This window comes from Vibrio sp. 1978, assembly GCF_033344345.1.
Genome location: NZ_JAWPOP010000039.1, coordinates 14,378 through 30,526, shown reverse-complemented (window position 1 = coordinate 30,526; position 16,149 = coordinate 14,378). Strand labels below are relative to the sequence as shown.

At 45.6% G+C, this 16,149-nt stretch carries 12 protein-coding genes and 1 pseudogene; 11 read left to right on the top strand and 2 right to left on the bottom strand.

Features of this window, described 5'->3' with window-relative positions; genetic code table 11:
* From R8N49_RS23255 to rpoC, 9 genes and pseudogenes are all read left to right on the top strand, one after another.
* Positions 1-71 (top strand): annotated as a pseudogene (locus R8N49_RS23255) (elongation factor Tu); the annotation flags it as partial.
* Between the two features lie 266 nt (positions 72-337).
* Entirely contained in the window at positions 338-718 is a 381-nt protein-coding gene (secE, locus tag R8N49_RS23250) for a preprotein translocase subunit SecE (protein ID WP_005384680.1), read from the top strand.
* A 13-nt stretch (positions 719-731) separates the two neighbouring features.
* Complete coding sequence (nusG, locus tag R8N49_RS23245; protein ID WP_005384681.1) at positions 732-1,280, top strand: transcription termination/antitermination protein NusG; 549 nt, start codon at positions 732-734, stop codon at positions 1,278-1,280.
* Positions 1,281-1,444: 164 nt separating this feature from the next.
* Positions 1,445-1,873 carry a 50S ribosomal protein L11 gene (gene rplK / locus R8N49_RS23240; protein WP_005384682.1) on the top strand — a complete coding sequence of 143 codons (429 nt, stop codon included), beginning with the start codon at positions 1,445-1,447 and terminating at the stop codon, positions 1,871-1,873.
* Between the two features lie 4 nt (positions 1,874-1,877).
* Positions 1,878-2,579: a 50S ribosomal protein L1 gene (gene rplA / locus R8N49_RS23235; RefSeq protein ID WP_005384683.1), complete on the top strand. Its 702-nt coding sequence runs from the start codon at positions 1,878-1,880 to the stop codon at positions 2,577-2,579.
* A gap of 293 nt (positions 2,580-2,872) precedes the next feature.
* The gene (gene rplJ / locus R8N49_RS23230) at positions 2,873-3,367 is read left to right on the top strand and encodes a 50S ribosomal protein L10 (protein WP_005382538.1); all 495 of its coding nucleotides are present in this window, start codon (positions 2,873-2,875) and stop codon (positions 3,365-3,367) included.
* 57 nt (positions 3,368-3,424) lie between these two features.
* A complete protein-coding gene (gene rplL, locus R8N49_RS23225) occupies positions 3,425-3,793 on the top strand; it encodes a 50S ribosomal protein L7/L12 (protein WP_005382540.1) in 369 nt (122 codons plus the stop codon).
* Positions 3,794-4,045: 252 nt separating this feature from the next.
* Positions 4,046-8,074 (top strand): DNA-directed RNA polymerase subunit beta, encoded by a 4,029-nt coding sequence (gene rpoB, locus R8N49_RS23220; protein ID WP_005384685.1) that lies wholly within the window; start codon positions 4,046-4,048, stop codon positions 8,072-8,074.
* A gap of 104 nt (positions 8,075-8,178) precedes the next feature.
* Positions 8,179-12,381, top strand: coding sequence for a DNA-directed RNA polymerase subunit beta' (gene rpoC / locus R8N49_RS23215; RefSeq protein ID WP_005382514.1), 4,203 nt, complete (start codon positions 8,179-8,181; stop codon positions 12,379-12,381).
* A 173-nt stretch (positions 12,382-12,554) separates the two neighbouring features.
* Here rpoC and R8N49_RS23210 read toward each other — a convergent pair whose 3' ends face one another.
* Positions 12,555-13,046 (bottom strand): Rsd/AlgQ family anti-sigma factor, encoded by a 492-nt coding sequence (locus tag R8N49_RS23210; RefSeq protein ID WP_005382515.1) that lies wholly within the window; start codon positions 13,044-13,046, stop codon positions 12,555-12,557.
* Between the two features lie 177 nt (positions 13,047-13,223).
* Here R8N49_RS23210 and nudC point away from each other — a divergent pair, with 177 nt between their 5' ends.
* The gene (nudC, locus tag R8N49_RS23205) at positions 13,224-14,021 is read left to right on the top strand and encodes an NAD(+) diphosphatase (protein ID WP_005382516.1); all 798 of its coding nucleotides are present in this window, start codon (positions 13,224-13,226) and stop codon (positions 14,019-14,021) included.
* Positions 14,022-14,268: 247 nt separating this feature from the next.
* Positions 14,269-15,336: a uroporphyrinogen decarboxylase gene (gene hemE / locus R8N49_RS23200; protein ID WP_054577305.1), complete on the top strand. Its 1,068-nt coding sequence runs from the start codon at positions 14,269-14,271 to the stop codon at positions 15,334-15,336.
* A gap of 240 nt (positions 15,337-15,576) precedes the next feature.
* Here the strand turns inward: hemE and R8N49_RS23195 are convergent, their stop codons facing one another.
* The gene (locus R8N49_RS23195) at positions 15,577-16,149 is read right to left on the bottom strand and encodes a uracil-DNA glycosylase family protein (protein ID WP_005382518.1); all 573 of its coding nucleotides are present in this window, start codon (positions 16,147-16,149) and stop codon (positions 15,577-15,579) included.

Sequence of the window (16,149 nt, the reverse complement as noted above, 5' to 3'; positions counted from 1 at the left end):
GTCTACGTTTCGCGATCCGTGAAGGTGGCCGTACAGTAGGTGCTGGTGTTGTTGCTAAGATCTTCGACTAATTCATAGCGAATTAGCGATGCTTTCGGAAAATCTTGAATTAGATTTGACGAACCAGTAGCAAAAAGGGCATCATTTGATGCCCTTTTTCTGCACTCAACATTATTTTTGCTGTTTTCTTGTTCAGAAGTGGGTTGGGCGCAGAGCAAGATTAAGCAAAGAGGCTTAATCTTAAGAAGAGTACGCTGATTTTTTCAGCGATATGGAGTTTGCCCTGCAACAGCGGGGTTGTTGTCGTCTATATTAAGACTTGTAACAGGTTGGTTTTATGAAAGCAAATAATGCTGAAACTCCTGATAGCTCAAACGCAGCAGATACGTTTAAGTGGGTAGCCGCTTTCGTATTGGCAGCTGCCGCTGTTGTGGGTAATTACCTGTATGGTGAAATGTCTGTAGTGGTTCGTGCTGCAGGCGTTGTTGTTCTTATTGCAGCTGCCTTAGGCGTTGCAGCAACAACGACTAAAGGTAAAGCAGCGATCAGTTTTGCAAAAGAATCTCGTATGGAAGTACGTAAAGTTGTTTGGCCTACTCGCCAAGAAACCATGCAAACAACACTGATCGTTTTAGCTGTAAGTATTGTAATGGCTCTAGTGCTATGGGGTATTGACGGAATTATGGTTCGTCTAGTAGCTCTAGCAACTGGGGTATAGAGGGTTTTTATTCATGAGTGAAGCTCCAAAAAAACGCTGGTATGTGGTTCAAGCCTTCTCTGGATTTGAAGGTCGTGTAGCTCAATCTCTGCGCGAGCATATCAAAATGCACGGCATGGAAGAGCTATTCGGTGAAGTACTGGTTCCTACTGAAGAAGTAGTGGAAATGCGCGCGGGTCAGCGTCGCAAATCTGAGCGTAAGTTCTTCCCAGGTTACGTCCTTGTTCAGATGATTATGAACGATGAATCATGGCACCTAGTACGCAGTGTGCCGCGTGTCATGGGCTTCATTGGTGGTACCTCAGACCGTCCGGCACCTATCACGGATAAAGAGGCTGACGCGATTCTTAATCGTCTTGAGAAAGCGAGTGAAGCGCCTCGTCCGCGTACAATGTACGAAGCGGGTGAAGTGGTACGTGTTAACGAAGGTCCATTTGCTGACTTCAACGGTACTGTTGAAGAAGTGGATTACGAGAAGAGCCGCCTGAAAGTGTCTGTATCGATCTTTGGTCGTGCGACACCAGTTGAGCTTGAATTTGGTCAGGTTGAAAAGCTGGACTAAGACTCTTCGTTAAAGAGTATAAAAAATCACCTTTTTAGGGTTGTATAAGGCGCGGATTATGACTATAATTTCGCGCCTTTTTACTTCAAGTGAAGTAAAAAGTTTCTTACACAAACGGGGAGCTGATCCGCGATTAGCGTTTGTACCCAAACTTAGGAATTATCATGGCTAAGAAAGTTGAAGCTTACATCAAGCTACAAGTTGCTGCTGGTATGGCTAACCCTAGTCCACCAGTAGGTCCTGCACTAGGTCAACACGGTGTGAACATCATGGAATTCTGTAAAGCGTTCAACGCAAAAACAGAATCTATTGAGAAAGGTCTACCAACTCCAGTAGTTATCACAGTATACAGCGACCGTTCTTTCACGTTCGTAACTAAGACTCCACCTGCTGCTGTTCTTCTTAAGAAAGCTGCTGGCGTTAAGTCTGGTTCAGGTCGTCCAAACACTGAAAAAGTTGGTACTGTAACTGACGCTCAAATCCAAGAAATCGCAGAAACTAAAGCTGCTGATATGACTGGTGCTGACATCGAAGCGATGAAGCGTTCTATCGCTGGTACTGCTCGTTCAATGGGCCTAGTGGTAGAGGGTTAATAAGATGGCAAAACTAACTAAGCGCATGCGCGTAATCCGCGAAAAAGTTGACGTAACTAAAGAATACGAAATCAACGAAGCTGTTGCTCTTCTTCAAGAACTAGCGACTGCTAAATTCGTTGAGTCTGTAGACGTTGCTGTTAACCTTGGCATTGATGCTCGTAAATCTGACCAGAACGTACGTGGTGCAACTGTACTACCTCACGGTACTGGCCGCGAAATCCGCGTTGCAGTGTTCACTCAAGGTGCTAACGCTGAAGCAGCTAAAGAAGCTGGCGCAGACATCGTAGGTATGGAAGATCTTGCTGAGCAAGTTAAGAAAGGCGAAATGAACTTTGACGTAGTTGTTGCTTCTCCAGATGCAATGCGCGTTGTAGGTCAACTAGGTACTATCCTAGGTCCTCGCGGTCTTATGCCAAACCCTAAAGTTGGTACTGTAACTCCTAACGTTGCTGAAGCAGTTAAAAACGCTAAAGCTGGTCAGGTTCGTTACCGTAACGACAAAAACGGCATCATCCACACTACTATCGGTAAAGCAAACTTCTCTGCTGAGCAGATCAAAGAGAACCTAGAAGCACTTCTAGTTGCTCTGAAGAAAGCTAAGCCATCTTCAGCGAAAGGTACTTTCCTGAAGAAAGTAAGCATCTCTACTACTATGGGTGCTGGTGTTGCTGTTGATCAGGCTAGCCTGAACACTCAAGCATAATTTATTTGCTTAGGCGCAAAATTAGTGTATAATTTTGCGCCTAATATTTGTGGTTGGGGCTGAACTTTGGTTCTTTGAACTGTCTCCTAGTTCGAAATGAATTAAGACCCAGTCTCCGTCCAAGACCGTAGGTGTTTGTGTAAAAGCAAACTTAATTATCCTACGTAGATGGTGCCCGAACTGACAGAAAGCTCTATGTAATATAGTTAACTTTCTTCTGGGGAAGCACCTCAATAGCTCTCACTGTCGTGATGATAGTGAGTGGTGTAACGACAACCAGGAGTAAATCCAAGATGGCTTTAAACCTTCAAGACAAAAAAGCAATTGTTGCTGAAGTCAACGAAGCTGCCAGTGGTGCACTTTCTGCAGTTGTAGCTGATTCTCGTGGCGTTCAAGTTGGCGCGATGACTTCTCTACGTAAACAAGCTCGTGAAGCTGGCGTTTACATGAGAGTTGTTCGTAACACTCTTGCTCGTCGTGCGGTTGAAGGTACTGAGTACGAGTGTCTAACTGACACTTTCACTGGTCCTACTCTAATCGCATTCTCTAATGAGCACCCAGGTGCTGCAGCGCGTCTTTTCAAAGACTTCGCTAAAGAGAACAAAGATTTCGAGATCAAAGCTGCTGCATTTGAAGGCGCTTTAACTGACGCTGAAGTACTAGCAACACTACCAACTTACGACGAAGCAATTGCACGCCTAATGATGTGCATGAAAGAAGCTTCGGCTGGCAAGCTGGCGCGTACTATCGCAGCTATCCGCGATCAAAAACAAGAAGCAGCGGCATAAGCCTTGCTTTTTACTGGTTGCTTAATAAACTTATTGTTGACTTAAAAGAGAATTGTTATGTCTATTACTAACGAGCAAATCCTAGACGCAGTTGCAGAAATGTCTGTAATGCAAGTTGTTGAACTAATCGAAGCAATGGAAGAGAAATTCGGTGTTTCTGCTGCTGCTGCTGTTGTAGCTGGCGGCGCTGCTGCAGGCGAAGCTGCTGCTGAGCAAACTGAATTCGACGTAATCCTAGAAGCTGCTGGCGGTAACAAAGTTGCTGTAATCAAAGCAGTACGTGGCGCAACTGGCCTAGGTCTTAAAGAAGCTAAAGCTCTAGTAGACGGCGCTCCAGCACCTCTTAAAGAAGGTGTTGAGAAAGCAGAAGCTGAAGCTCTTAAAGCTCAGCTAGAAGAAGCTGGTGCAACTGTTGCTGTTAAGTAATTATTGCATAGTTTCTTAGCCTAACGGCTAATTGGCTGGTGGTTTTTTAACCACCGGCCTTTTTGCGCTGTAGGGTATAGGCGAATTTTCCCGCTGTTTAAGCGCCTGATATCCATGCAAAAAACATTTCATTCTTACGAAATGAAATGTCACTACAGTAAACAGCTATATTAGTCACTGTCCCTTACCCCCCTTAAGTAACTAGGAGCGGGCGGACAGTTTGGGTCACTTATCAGCGAGCTGAGGAACCCCATGGTTTACTCTTATACCGAGAAAAAGCGCATCCGTAAGGACTTTGGTACTCGTCCACAAGTTTTGGACATTCCATACCTGCTATCGATCCAGCTCGATTCGTTCGACAAATTTATCGAACAGGATCCTGAAGGTCAATACGGTCTTGAAGCCGCTTTCCGTTCTGTATTCCCGATTCAGAGCTACAACGGCAATTCTGAGCTGCAATACGTTAGCTACCGTCTTGGTGAGCCAGTTTTTGACGTTAAAGAATGTCAAATCCGCGGTGTAACTTACTCAAAGCCACTACGTGTAAAACTACGCCTAGTTATCTTTGATAAAGACGCGCCAGCAGGTACTGTAAAAGACATTAAAGAACAAGAAGTCTACATGGGTGAAATTCCACTCATGACAGACAATGGTACCTTCGTAATCAACGGTACCGAGAGGGTTATCGTATCCCAGCTGCACCGAAGCCCAGGCGTGTTCTTCGACAGCGATAAGGGTAAGACCCACTCTTCAGGTAAAGTTTTATACAACGCACGTGTTATTCCTTACCGTGGTTCATGGCTTGATTTCGAGTTTGATCCTAAGGATAACTTGTACGTTCGTATCGACCGCCGTCGTAAGCTACCAGCATCGATCATCCTTCGTGCACTAGGTAAGTCGACAGAAGAAATCCTAGATATCTTCTTCGAGAAAGTGAACTTCGAAGTGAAAGACCAAACTCTATTGATGGAGTTGGTTCCTGATCGTCTACGTGGTGAAACTGCGTCATTCGACATCGAAGCAAATGGTAAAGTTTACGTTGAGCAGGGTCGTCGCGTAACAGCTCGTCATATCCGCCAACTAGAAAAAGATGGCGTTGATCACATCGAAGTACCAGTTGAGTACATCGTTGGTAAAGTTGCATCTAAAGATTACATCAATGAAGCAACTGGCGAGATCATTGTTAACGCTAACCAGGAAATCAGCCTGGAAGCACTAGCGAACCTATCTCAGGCTGGCCACAAAGCGCTAGAAGTTCTATTCACGAACGATCTAGACCACGGTCCATTCATGTCAGAAACACTACGTATCGACAGCACGGTTGATCGTATTTCTGCATTGGTAGAAATCTACCGCATGATGCGCCCTGGTGAGCCGCCAACAAAAGAAGCTGCAGAAGCTCTATTCGAAAGCCTCTTCTTCTCTGAAGAGCGTTACGATCTATCGACTGTTGGTCGTATGAAGTTCAACAGCTCTATCGGCCGTGAAGATGCTCAAGAGCAAGGCACACTTGATGAAACTGATATCATCGAAGTGATGAAGAAGCTGATCGCGATCCGTAACGGTAAGGGCGAAGTGGACGATATCGACCACCTAGGCAACCGTCGTATCCGTTCTGTAGGCGAAATGGCTGAGAACCAGTTCCGTGTAGGTCTAGTACGTGTTGAGCGTGCAGTTAAAGAGCGTCTAAGCCTAGGCGATCTTGACGCAATCATGCCTCAAGACTTGATCAACGCGAAGCCAATTTCTGCGGCAGTTAAAGAATTCTTTGGCTCTTCACAGCTTTCACAGTTCATGGACCAAAACAACCCGCTATCAGAAGTAACGCACAAGCGTCGTATTTCTGCGTTGGGTCCTGGCGGTCTAACTCGTGAACGTGCTGGCTTCGAAGTACGTGACGTACACGTAACTCACTACGGTCGTCTATGTCCTATCGAAACGCCTGAAGGTCCAAACATCGGTCTGATCAACTCTCTATCTGCGTTTGCGCGTTGTAACGAGTACGGTTTCCTAGAGACACCATACCGTCGCGTTGTAGATGGCGTAGTAACAGACGAAGTAGATTACCTATCTGCAATCGAAGAAGGCCAATTCGTTATCGCACAGGCGAACGCTAAGCTAAACGAAGATGGTACTTTTGCAGATGAGCTGATCACAGCTCGTCAGAAAGGTGAATCTGGTCTACACCCTCGTGAGCACGCTCAGTACATGGACGTTGCGACAAACCAGGTTGTATCTATCGCTGCATCGCTTATCCCGTTCCTAGAACACGATGATGCGAACCGTGCATTGATGGGTGCGAACATGCAACGTCAGGCAGTTCCAACACTGAAAGCTGACAAACCGCTTGTTGGTACTGGTATTGAACGTAACGTAGCAGTTGACTCAGGTGTAACTGCAGTTGCTAAACGTGGTGGTGTAATCCAGTCAGTAGATGCTTCTCGTATCGTTGTTAAAGTTAACGAAGAAGAGCTAGTACCAGGTGAAGCTGGTATCGACATCTACAACCTGACTAAATACACACGTTCTAACCAGAACACATGTATTAACCAGCGCCCATGTGTGATGCCAGGTGAGCCTGTATCACGCGGTGACGTTCTTGCTGATGGTCCTTCAACAGACCTTGGTGAACTAGCGCTTGGTCAAAACATGCGTATCGCGTTCATGCCTTGGAACGGTTACAACTTCGAAGACTCGATCTTAGTATCTGAGCGCGTAGTTCAAGAAGACCGTTTCACGACTATCCACATCCAAGAACTGACTTGTGTGGCGCGTGATACTAAGCTTGGTTCTGAAGAGATCACAGCGGATATTCCAAACGTAGGTGAGTCTGCTCTGTCTAAACTAGACGAGTCAGGTATCGTTTACATCGGTGCTGAAGTTAAGGGTGGCGACATCCTAGTTGGTAAAGTTACACCTAAAGGTGAAACTCAGCTAACGCCTGAAGAGAAGCTACTACGTGCAATCTTCGGTGAAAAAGCATCTGACGTTAAAGATACTTCACTACGTGTACCTAACTCTGTATCAGGTACGATCATCGACGTTCAAGTCTTTACTCGCGATGGCGTAGAGAAAGACAAGCGTGCGCTTGAAATCGAACAGATGCAGCTTAAAGAAGCGAAGAAAGACCTAACTGAAGAATTCCAGATTCTTGAGGGCGGCCTTCTAAACCGTGTTAAAGCTGTATTGATTGAAGGCGGTTACTCTGAAGCGAAACTAGACACAACTGATCGTAAGAAGTGGCTAGAACTAACGCTAGAAGATGACGCACTACAAACTCAGCTTGAGCAACTTGCTGAGCAGTGGGATGAGCTAAAAGCTGACTTCGATAAGAAGTTCGAAACTAAGCGTCGTAAGATCACTCAAGGTGATGATTTAGCACCTGGCGTCCTGAAGATCGTTAAGGTTTACCTAGCGGTTAAACGTCGCATTCAGCCTGGTGATAAGATGGCGGGTCGTCACGGTAACAAGGGTGTAATCTCTAAGATCAACCCTGTTGAAGACATGCCATACGATGAGAAAGGTCAGCCTGTAGACATCGTACTTAACCCACTGGGTGTACCTTCGCGTATGAACATCGGTCAGATCCTAGAAGTACACTTAGGTCTGGCAGCGAAAGGTATCGGTGACAAGATCAACCAGATGGTTAAAGAGCAGCAAGAACTAGCGAAATTCCGCGAGTTCCTACAAAAAGTTTACGATCTAGGCGACACTCGCCAGAAAGTAGACATTGCTTCTCTATCTGATGATGAAGTACGTACTCTGATCAAGAACTTGCGTGGCGGTCTACCAATCGCGACTCCTGTATTTGATGGCGCTCCAGAAGAGTCAATCAAAGCACTTCTTGAGCTAGCAGATCTACCAACATCAGGTCAGTTAACACTGTTTGATGGTCGCACAGGTGATGCGTTTGAGCGTCCTGTAACTGTTGGTTACATGTACATGCTGAAACTGAACCACCTTGTTGATGACAAGATGCACGCTCGTTCAACTGGTTCGTACAGCCTAGTAACTCAGCAGCCACTAGGTGGTAAAGCTCAGTTCGGTGGTCAGCGTTTCGGTGAGATGGAAGTATGGGCACTAGAAGCATACGGTGCTGCTTACACGCTACAAGAAATGCTAACGGTTAAGTCGGATGACGTTAACGGCCGTACTAAGATGTACAAGAACATCGTAGACGGTAACCACAGCATGGAACCTGGCATGCCAGAATCGTTCAACGTACTGTTGAAAGAGATCCGCTCGCTAGGTATCAACATCGAGCTAGAAGACGAAGAGTAATCCTTTTCTCTCTTGATGAAAGTCGAGAGAATCAAAGCGATTATTTGGAAGAAGGTGCTCACTTTAGCAAGTGAGCTCCTTTTAACTCCTTACAGGAGCTGATTGTGAAAGACTTATTAAACTTTCTAAAAGCACAGCATAAGACCGAAGAATTTGATGCAATCAAAATCGGTCTATCTTCACCAGACATGATCCGTTCATGGTCTTTCGGTGAAGTTAAAAAACCTGAAACGATCAACTATCGTACGTTCAAACCTGAACGCGATGGTCTGTTCTGTGCGCGTATCTTTGGTCCAGTTAAAGACTACGAATGTCTTTGTGGTAAGTACAAGCGCCTGAAGCACCGTGGTGTTATCTGTGAGAAGTGTGGTGTAGAAGTTACACAAACTAAAGTTCGTCGTGACCGTATGGGCCACATTGAACTGGCTTCACCAGTAGCTCACATCTGGTTCCTAAAATCGCTACCGTCTCGTATCGGTCTACTAATGGATATCCCTCTACGTGATATCGAACGCGTTCTGTACTTCGAAATGTACGTAGTAACAGAGCCTGGTATGACTGATCTAGAAAAAGGTCAGATGCTTACTGAAGAAGAGTATCTAGATCGTCTAGAAGAGTGGGGCGACGAGTTCACTGCTAAGATGGGTGCGGAAGCTATCAAGGACCTACTAGGTTCTATGGATATGCACGCTGAAGCAGAACAAATGCGTGAAGAGTTAGAGACAACAAACTCTGAAACTAAGCGTAAGAAAGTAACTAAGCGTCTTAAGCTGGTAGAAGCGTTCATCGCATCGGGTAACAACCCTGAGTGGATGATCCTAACTGTACTTCCAGTACTTCCGCCAGATCTACGTCCTCTAGTACCTCTAGATGGCGGTCGCTTTGCGACTTCTGATCTTAACGATCTATACCGTCGTGTGATCAACCGTAACAACCGTTTGAAGCGTCTTCTAGAGCTAGCTGCTCCGGACATCATCGTACGTAACGAAAAACGTATGCTGCAAGAGTCTGTTGATGCGCTACTAGATAACGGTCGTCGTGGTCGTGCGATCACAGGTTCTAACAAGCGTCCTCTGAAATCTCTTGCTGATATGATCAAGGGTAAACAAGGTCGTTTCCGTCAGAACCTTCTAGGTAAACGTGTAGACTACTCTGGCCGTTCTGTAATCACAGTAGGTCCATACCTTCGTCTACACCAGTGTGGTCTTCCTAAGAAGATGGCACTTGAGCTATTCAAACCATTCATCTACAGCAAGCTAGAGACTCGTGGTCTTGCGACTACAATCAAAGCTGCTAAGAAAATGGTAGAGCGTGAAGAAGCGGTCGTTTGGGATATCCTAGACGAAGTAATCCGTGAACACCCAGTACTATTGAACCGTGCACCGACACTTCACCGTCTAGGTATCCAGGCGTTCGAACCAGTACTGATCGAAGGTAAAGCTATTCAGCTACACCCACTTGTTTGTGCGGCGTACAACGCGGACTTCGATGGTGACCAAATGGCGGTTCACGTACCTCTAACTCTAGAGGCACAACTTGAAGCTCGTACTCTGATGATGTCGACAAACAACATTCTGTCGCCAGCGTCAGGTGATCCGATCATCGTACCTTCTCAGGACGTTGTATTGGGTCTGTACTACATGACTCGTGAAAAGATCAACGTGAAAGGTGAAGGCATGTACCTTTCTGGCCCAGAAGAGGCTGAGAAAGCATACCGCACTAAACAAGCTGAGCTTCACGCACGCGTTAAAGTACGTATTACAGAAACTGTTGTAGACGAAGATGGCAACAGCACTACAGAAACCAAGATGGTAGACACCACTGTTGGTCGTGCAATGCTATGGCAAATAGTGCCAGCTGGTCTACCGTACAGCATCGTTAACCAAAAGCTAGGTAAGAAGCAAATCTCTAACCTACTTAACGAGGCGTACCGTAAACTAGGTCTGAAAGACACAGTAATCTTCGCTGACCAAATCATGTACACAGGTTTCGCATACGCGGCACTTTCTGGTGTATCTGTTGGTATCGACGATATGGTTGTACCAGCAGCTAAGTACACTGAAATCGCAGAAGCGGAAGAAGAAGTACGTGAAATCCAGGAACAGTACCAATCAGGTCTTGTTACTGCAGGCGAACGCTACAACAAAGTTATCGATATCTGGGCATCGACCAACGACCGTGTTGCGAAAGCAATGATGGAAAACCTTTCATCTGAAACGGTAGTTAACCGTGACGGTGAAGAGGAACAGCAAGAGTCATTCAACAGCATCTACATGATGGCGGACTCGGGCGCTCGTGGTTCTGCAGCACAGATTCGTCAGCTTGCGGGTATGCGTGGTCTGATGGCGCGTCCAGATGGTTCAATCATCGAAACGCCGATCACCGCGAACTTTAAAGAAGGTCTAAACGTACTTCAGTACTTTATCTCAACGCACGGTGCTCGTAAGGGTCTTGCGGATACGGCACTGAAAACAGCGAACTCGGGTTACCTAACTCGTCGTCTAGTAGACGTTGCTCAAGACGTTGTTGTAACTGAACATGACTGTGGCACTCACGAAGGTGTCGACATGATGCCTCACATCGAGGGTGGTGATGTTAAAGTTGCACTTTCTGAGCTTGCTCTTGGTCGTGTTGTTGCTGAAGACGTACTAAAACCTGGTACTGAAGACGTTCTTATTCCACGTAACACCCTGATCGATGAGAAGTGGTGTCAAATCATGGAAGAGAACTCAGTAGACAGCATGAAAGTGCGCTCTGTAGTAACGTGTGATTCTGACTTCGGTTGTTGTGCACAGTGTTACGGTCGTGACCTAGCACGTGGTCACCTAGTGAACCAAGGTGAAGCAGTGGGTGTTATTGCTGCTCAGTCTATCGGTGAGCCAGGTACACAGCTAACGATGCGTACGTTCCACATCGGTGGTGCGGCATCGACAGCAGCGGCAGAGAACAGTGTTCAAGTTAAGAACAACGGTTCTATCAAGCTACACAACGCTAAATCTGTATTGGCTGATGACGGTAAGATCGTTATCACTTCTCGTGCGACAGAGTTAACTATCGTTGATGAGTTTGGTCGTACTAAAGAGAAGCACAAACTGCCTTACGGTACGCTACTAAGCAAAGGCGATGGTGATACAGTTCAAGCTGGCGAAACAGTTGCAAACTGGGAAGCGCACACACTACCTATCATTACTGAGGTAGCAGGTCGCATCCAGTTCGTAGATATGATCGACGGCGTAACAGTATCTCGTCAAACGGATGACCTAACTGGTCTATCTTCAAGCGAAGTAACTGACCCAGCAGCTCGCCCTTCAGCAGGTAAAGATATGCGTCCAGCTATCAAACTTGTTGACGAGCAAGGTAACGATGTAATGATCCCTGGTACTGATATGCCAGCTCACTACTTCCTACCTGGTAAAGCGATTGTGAACATCGAAGATGGCGCAGCAGTAGGTGTTGGTGCAACACTAGCACGTATTCCTCAGAAGTCTGGCGGTAACAAAGATATCACCGGTGGTCTTCCACGAGTTGCTGACCTATTTGAAGCACGTAAGCCGAAAGAGCCTGCAATCCTTGCTGAGCACACAGGTACTGTGAGCTTTGGTAAAGAGACGAAAGGTAAACGTCGCCTAGTGATCACACGTGAAAGCGGTGAAGCTTACGAAGAGATGATTCCTAAGCATCGTCAGTTGAACGTATTCGAAGGTGAAAAAGTTGAACGTGGTGATGTGATCGCAGATGGTCCAGAGTCTCCACATGACATCCTACGTCTACGTGGCGTACACGCGGTAACGCAGTACATTGCTAACGAAGTACAGGAAGTTTACCGTCTACAAGGCGTTAAGATTAACGATAAGCACATTGAAACTATCGTTCGTCAGATGCTACGTAAGTGTACTATTACTCACTCTGGTGACTCTGAGTTCCTACCTGGTGAACAGATTGAGTACTCACAAGTTAAGATTGCTAACCGTAACCTAGAAGCTGAAGGCAAAGAGCCTGCACGTTTCGAACGTGAACTACTAGGTATTACTAAAGCATCTCTAGCGACTGAGTCGTTCATCTCTGCGGCATCGTTCCAGGAGACAACTCGCGTACTAACAGAAGCTGCGGTTTCTGGTAAGCGTGATGACCTACGTGGTCTGAAAGAGAACGTAATTGTTGGTCGTCTGATCCCTGCTGGTACTGGTTTCGCATACCACCAAGAGCGTCAAGCTAAACGTTCTGAAGCGCAAGATGGTCCTTCTGCTGAGCAAGCAACGGATAACCTAGCGGCACTTCTAAACGCTGGTTTCTCTTCTGAAGAGTAAGTCATATAACGAGTAATCGTTAAAAGCTTAAGAAAAAGGCACCTTCGGGTGCCTTTTTAGTTTTTTATACTACTTTGTTCTTCCGGTGGGATTTTCGATAAAGCTAGAAACAAAAAAGACCGACGATGATCGTCAGTCTTTTCTCTCACTCTATTTCTGAATGTTTGCAAATACTAAGCTCCAGGTGGCATAGACAGGCTTTCTGCGATTTGCTGTATCAGATAGTCCTCGACTTCAAAGCGAGTCTCAAGAATTTCCCCAATGAGACACATATCAGAATCGAAATCATTTAATTCATCATCTTCAGTCACTTCTGAGTACTTATCGTTAAAGTTCAATAATGGTTCAGTCGTTAGAACAATTTGACCATAGGTTTGATTGATCTCATTAGTCACGACAAAGCCGGTTGCTTTCCAACGGTCCATAACCATGTCATAAATTTTAAAGTGGCCTTCGGAGATGTAATCAACGAGGTGCTGACAGAAATCCTGCAGTTCGGAAGGAGATGGGAGTTCAATAACATTGGTTTTCGAACAAGGTTGCAGCGCTGCAAGCTTACAATATTCAACAATCAGGGATTGTCGTGTCTCTAACCAGTGATCAATGACATCACTTGAGCCACCCCACTGGTCTTGTGTTTGTTTGAATTTTCTTAGCATGACCATGCCCTCATGATCTGATCGCCCATCGGCGAACGTATCCTTTGCAAAGCAAAGTTAGTAAAGTTATTACAAACTCTTGTCCTTACTAGAATTTAGAGTGCACATTTACTTAACGATAAACTCTAGTATGAAATTAGATTGCCAGTAAAATGAACGAACTTCAAGCAAAGGGATGGTGTAATGTTAAGAAAAGGTGATGTTAACCGCGCGATAAATGCATACTGGTGTGTTGTTGCAGGAAGTGAAATTTGGCTGGTGGATGGTGCTGTGCCCTTCGGGTCTGCAGAGCAGTTATCACTGCCAGTAACGAGTGCAAGACCCATTGGTGAGTATTCTGGTTCGCCCGTCATGTGGCTTAACTTGGCCGATTTAGAGCATGATCTACCTTTAGTATCCCTGCGTGACTGCCTGCATTTTCCTGAGCCATTATTTATGTTGTTAAGTAAAGCTGTGCAATATGGGCACATGACGCAAAGTTTGCGCTTTTGTCCACAGTGCGGAGGAAGAAACTTTCTTAATAATAACCAGTTAGCCATGCAGTGTGGTGAATGTCGCACCCTTCATTATCCTAGAATATTTCCGTGTATTATCGTTGCTGTACGTAAAGAAAATCAGATCTTATTAGCCCAACATCCAAGGCATCGAAATGGTATGTATACGGTTATTGCGGGTTTTCTAGAAGTCGGTGAGACATTAGAAGAGTGCGTGGCTCGAGAAATTCATGAAGAAACGGGAATTCTCGTTAAAAATATTCGTTACTTTGGCAGCCAGCCTTGGGCTTTCCCATCCAGTATGATGATGGGGTTTTTAGCTGACTATGAATCCGGAGAGTTAAGCCCAGACTACACTGAGCTGTCTGATGCACAATGGTTTGGTATCGATGAGATGCCGCCTGTTGCGCCTAAAGGAACTATTGCAAGAGCACTTATCGAACAAACGCTGAAAGATATAGACTCTAATTGTCTGATAAATAGATAAAAAAAACCCTCCGAGAGGGAGGGGGTAAGTAAGATGTCGTTATGAGATGCTGAGTACTAAGTACTCAGTTTATAATTGTAGTTTTCGCTAGCGAACAAATTTTTAACACTGATACCGATTGGGTGCAAATTAAGCATTGATTTAAAAGTTAATAACTTGATCCAGGTTGCAAAGCACACAGCTATTGGACTTAAATCAGTGATAGAATACCCCCTTTCACAGAAAGCCTAACAGTTGGAATTACGGAATGACTGAATTAAAAAATGATCGTTATCTGCGTGCGCTTTTAAAAGAGCCGGTAGATTACACGCCAGTGTGGATGATGCGCCAGGCAGGTCGTTACCTACCAGAATACAAAGCGACTCGTGCAGAAGCGGGTGATTTCATGTCTTTGTGTCGAAATGCAGAATTAGCATCCGAAGTGACACTTCAACCATTACGCCGTTTTCCTCTTGATGCCGCGATCTTATTCTCGGACATCTTAACGATTCCAGATGCAATGGGGCTTGGTTTGCGTTTTGCTGCGGGTGAAGGACCTGTTTTTGATAACCCAATTACATGCAAAGCCGACGTGGAAAAAATTGGTTTGCCAGATCCTGAAGGTGAACTGCAATACGTAATGAACGCAGTACGCCAGATCCGTAAAGACCTGAAGGGTGAAGTGCCGCTGATTGGTTTTTCTGGTAGTCCTTGGACTCTTGCGACGTATATGATCGAAGGTGGTAGCTCTAAAGCGTTTACCAAGATCAAGAAGATGATGTACGCGGAACCACAAACTCTGCACCTACTTCTAGATAAGCTGGCAGACAGCGTTATCGAGTACTTAAACGCGCAAATTAAAGCGGGTGCGCAATCGGTAATGGTATTTGACACATGGGGTGGCGTACTAACGCCTCGTGATTACAATTTGTTCTCACTGCAATACATGCACAAGATTGTAGATGGTCTGATTCGTGAAAACGACGGTCGTCGCGTGCCAGTCACACTGTTTACTAAGAATGGCGGCATGTGGCTTGAGCAAATCGCAGCAACGGGCTGTGATGCGGTTGGTCTAGACTGGACAATCAACATTGCAGACGCGAAAGTACGTATCGGTGATAAAGTGGCTCTGCAAGGTAACATGGACCCATCAATGCTTTACGCTTCGCCAGAGCGTATCCGTGAAGAAGTCGCGGGTATTCTAGAAGGTTTTGGTAATGCAGGTACTGGTCATGTGTTCAACCTAGGTCACGGTATCCATTTGGATGTGCCGCCAGAAAACGCGGGTGTATTTGTGGAAGCGGTACACGAGCTATCTAAGCCGTACCACAAGTAACTTCGACTTTTTGAAATCAAATGCCGGCATTCAGTGCCGGTATTTTTTTACCTAAAATTCAGTTTTTCTATCTGAGACTCAAGGCTGTACAGCTCTAGTAGTATTTGGCCTACTATGATCTAATTACTACTCTAGCTGTACACTGGATGTTAAAGTTTAATATAAACAAATACTTATGATTTCGGGTTTTATGTTCTAATTTTCTTGTACAGATAAACAAGCAATTAGATCATGGGTGACCTAAAGCATCGAGTGAACGCGTTTTTTAAGGTATGGCACGACGTCAGATTCAAACCAAGGATTCTTCTTTAACCACAATGTATTGCGTGGAGATGGGTGAGGGAGCGGGATAAAGTCCGGTTCCCAATCTTGCCATTGCTGAACGGTTTGCGTGAGCGTCTTTGGTTTGTTGGTGAGATAGTACTGCTGCGAGTACTGACCAATTAGTAGAGTGAGCTCTATATTGGGCAGCTGCTCAAGAATCTTTTTATGCCAAGTGGGCGCACATTCTTTACGAGGCGGTAAATCACCAGAGTTCCCTTTGCCTGGATAACAGAATCCCATTGGGACAATGGCAATTTTATTTGGGTCGTAGAAAACGTCTTTGTCGATATCGAGCCATTGGCGTAATCGATCACCACTTGGGTCATTCCAAGGTATCGAGGTTTTGTGTACACGTGTGCCAGGGGCCTGACCGATGATTAGGATGCGTGCCCCTTTTGCTGCTTGCACGACAGGGTTTGCACCCAAAGGTAAGTTATCCGCGCAGATCTGGCAGGCCCTCACTTGCTGCAATAGCTCGTCTAACGACAT

Excerpts from the sequence above, each read along its gene's own strand:
- nusG (WP_005384681.1), top strand. The coding sequence starts at position 732 with ATGAGTGAAGCTCCAAAAAAACGCTGGTATGTGGTTCAAGCCTTCTCT.
- rplK (WP_005384682.1), top strand. The coding sequence starts at position 1,445 with ATGGCTAAGAAAGTTGAAGCTTACATCAAGCTACAAGTTGCTGCTGGT.
- rplJ (WP_005382538.1), top strand. The coding sequence starts at position 2,873 with ATGGCTTTAAACCTTCAAGACAAAAAAGCAATTGTTGCTGAAGTCAAC.
- rplA (WP_005384683.1), top strand. The coding sequence starts at position 1,878 with ATGGCAAAACTAACTAAGCGCATGCGCGTAATCCGCGAAAAAGTTGAC.
- R8N49_RS23195 (WP_005382518.1), bottom strand. The coding sequence starts at position 16,149 with ATGTCGTTAGACGAGCTATTGCAGCAAGTGAGGGCCTGCCAGATCTGC.
- rpoB (WP_005384685.1), top strand. The coding sequence starts at position 4,046 with ATGGTTTACTCTTATACCGAGAAAAAGCGCATCCGTAAGGACTTTGGT.
- nudC (WP_005382516.1), top strand. The coding sequence starts at position 13,224 with ATGTTAAGAAAAGGTGATGTTAACCGCGCGATAAATGCATACTGGTGT.
- secE (WP_005384680.1), top strand. The coding sequence starts at position 338 with ATGAAAGCAAATAATGCTGAAACTCCTGATAGCTCAAACGCAGCAGAT.
- hemE (WP_054577305.1), top strand. The coding sequence starts at position 14,269 with ATGACTGAATTAAAAAATGATCGTTATCTGCGTGCGCTTTTAAAAGAG.
- R8N49_RS23210 (WP_005382515.1), bottom strand. The coding sequence starts at position 13,046 with ATGGTCATGCTAAGAAAATTCAAACAAACACAAGACCAGTGGGGTGGC.
- rplL (WP_005382540.1), top strand. The coding sequence starts at position 3,425 with ATGTCTATTACTAACGAGCAAATCCTAGACGCAGTTGCAGAAATGTCT.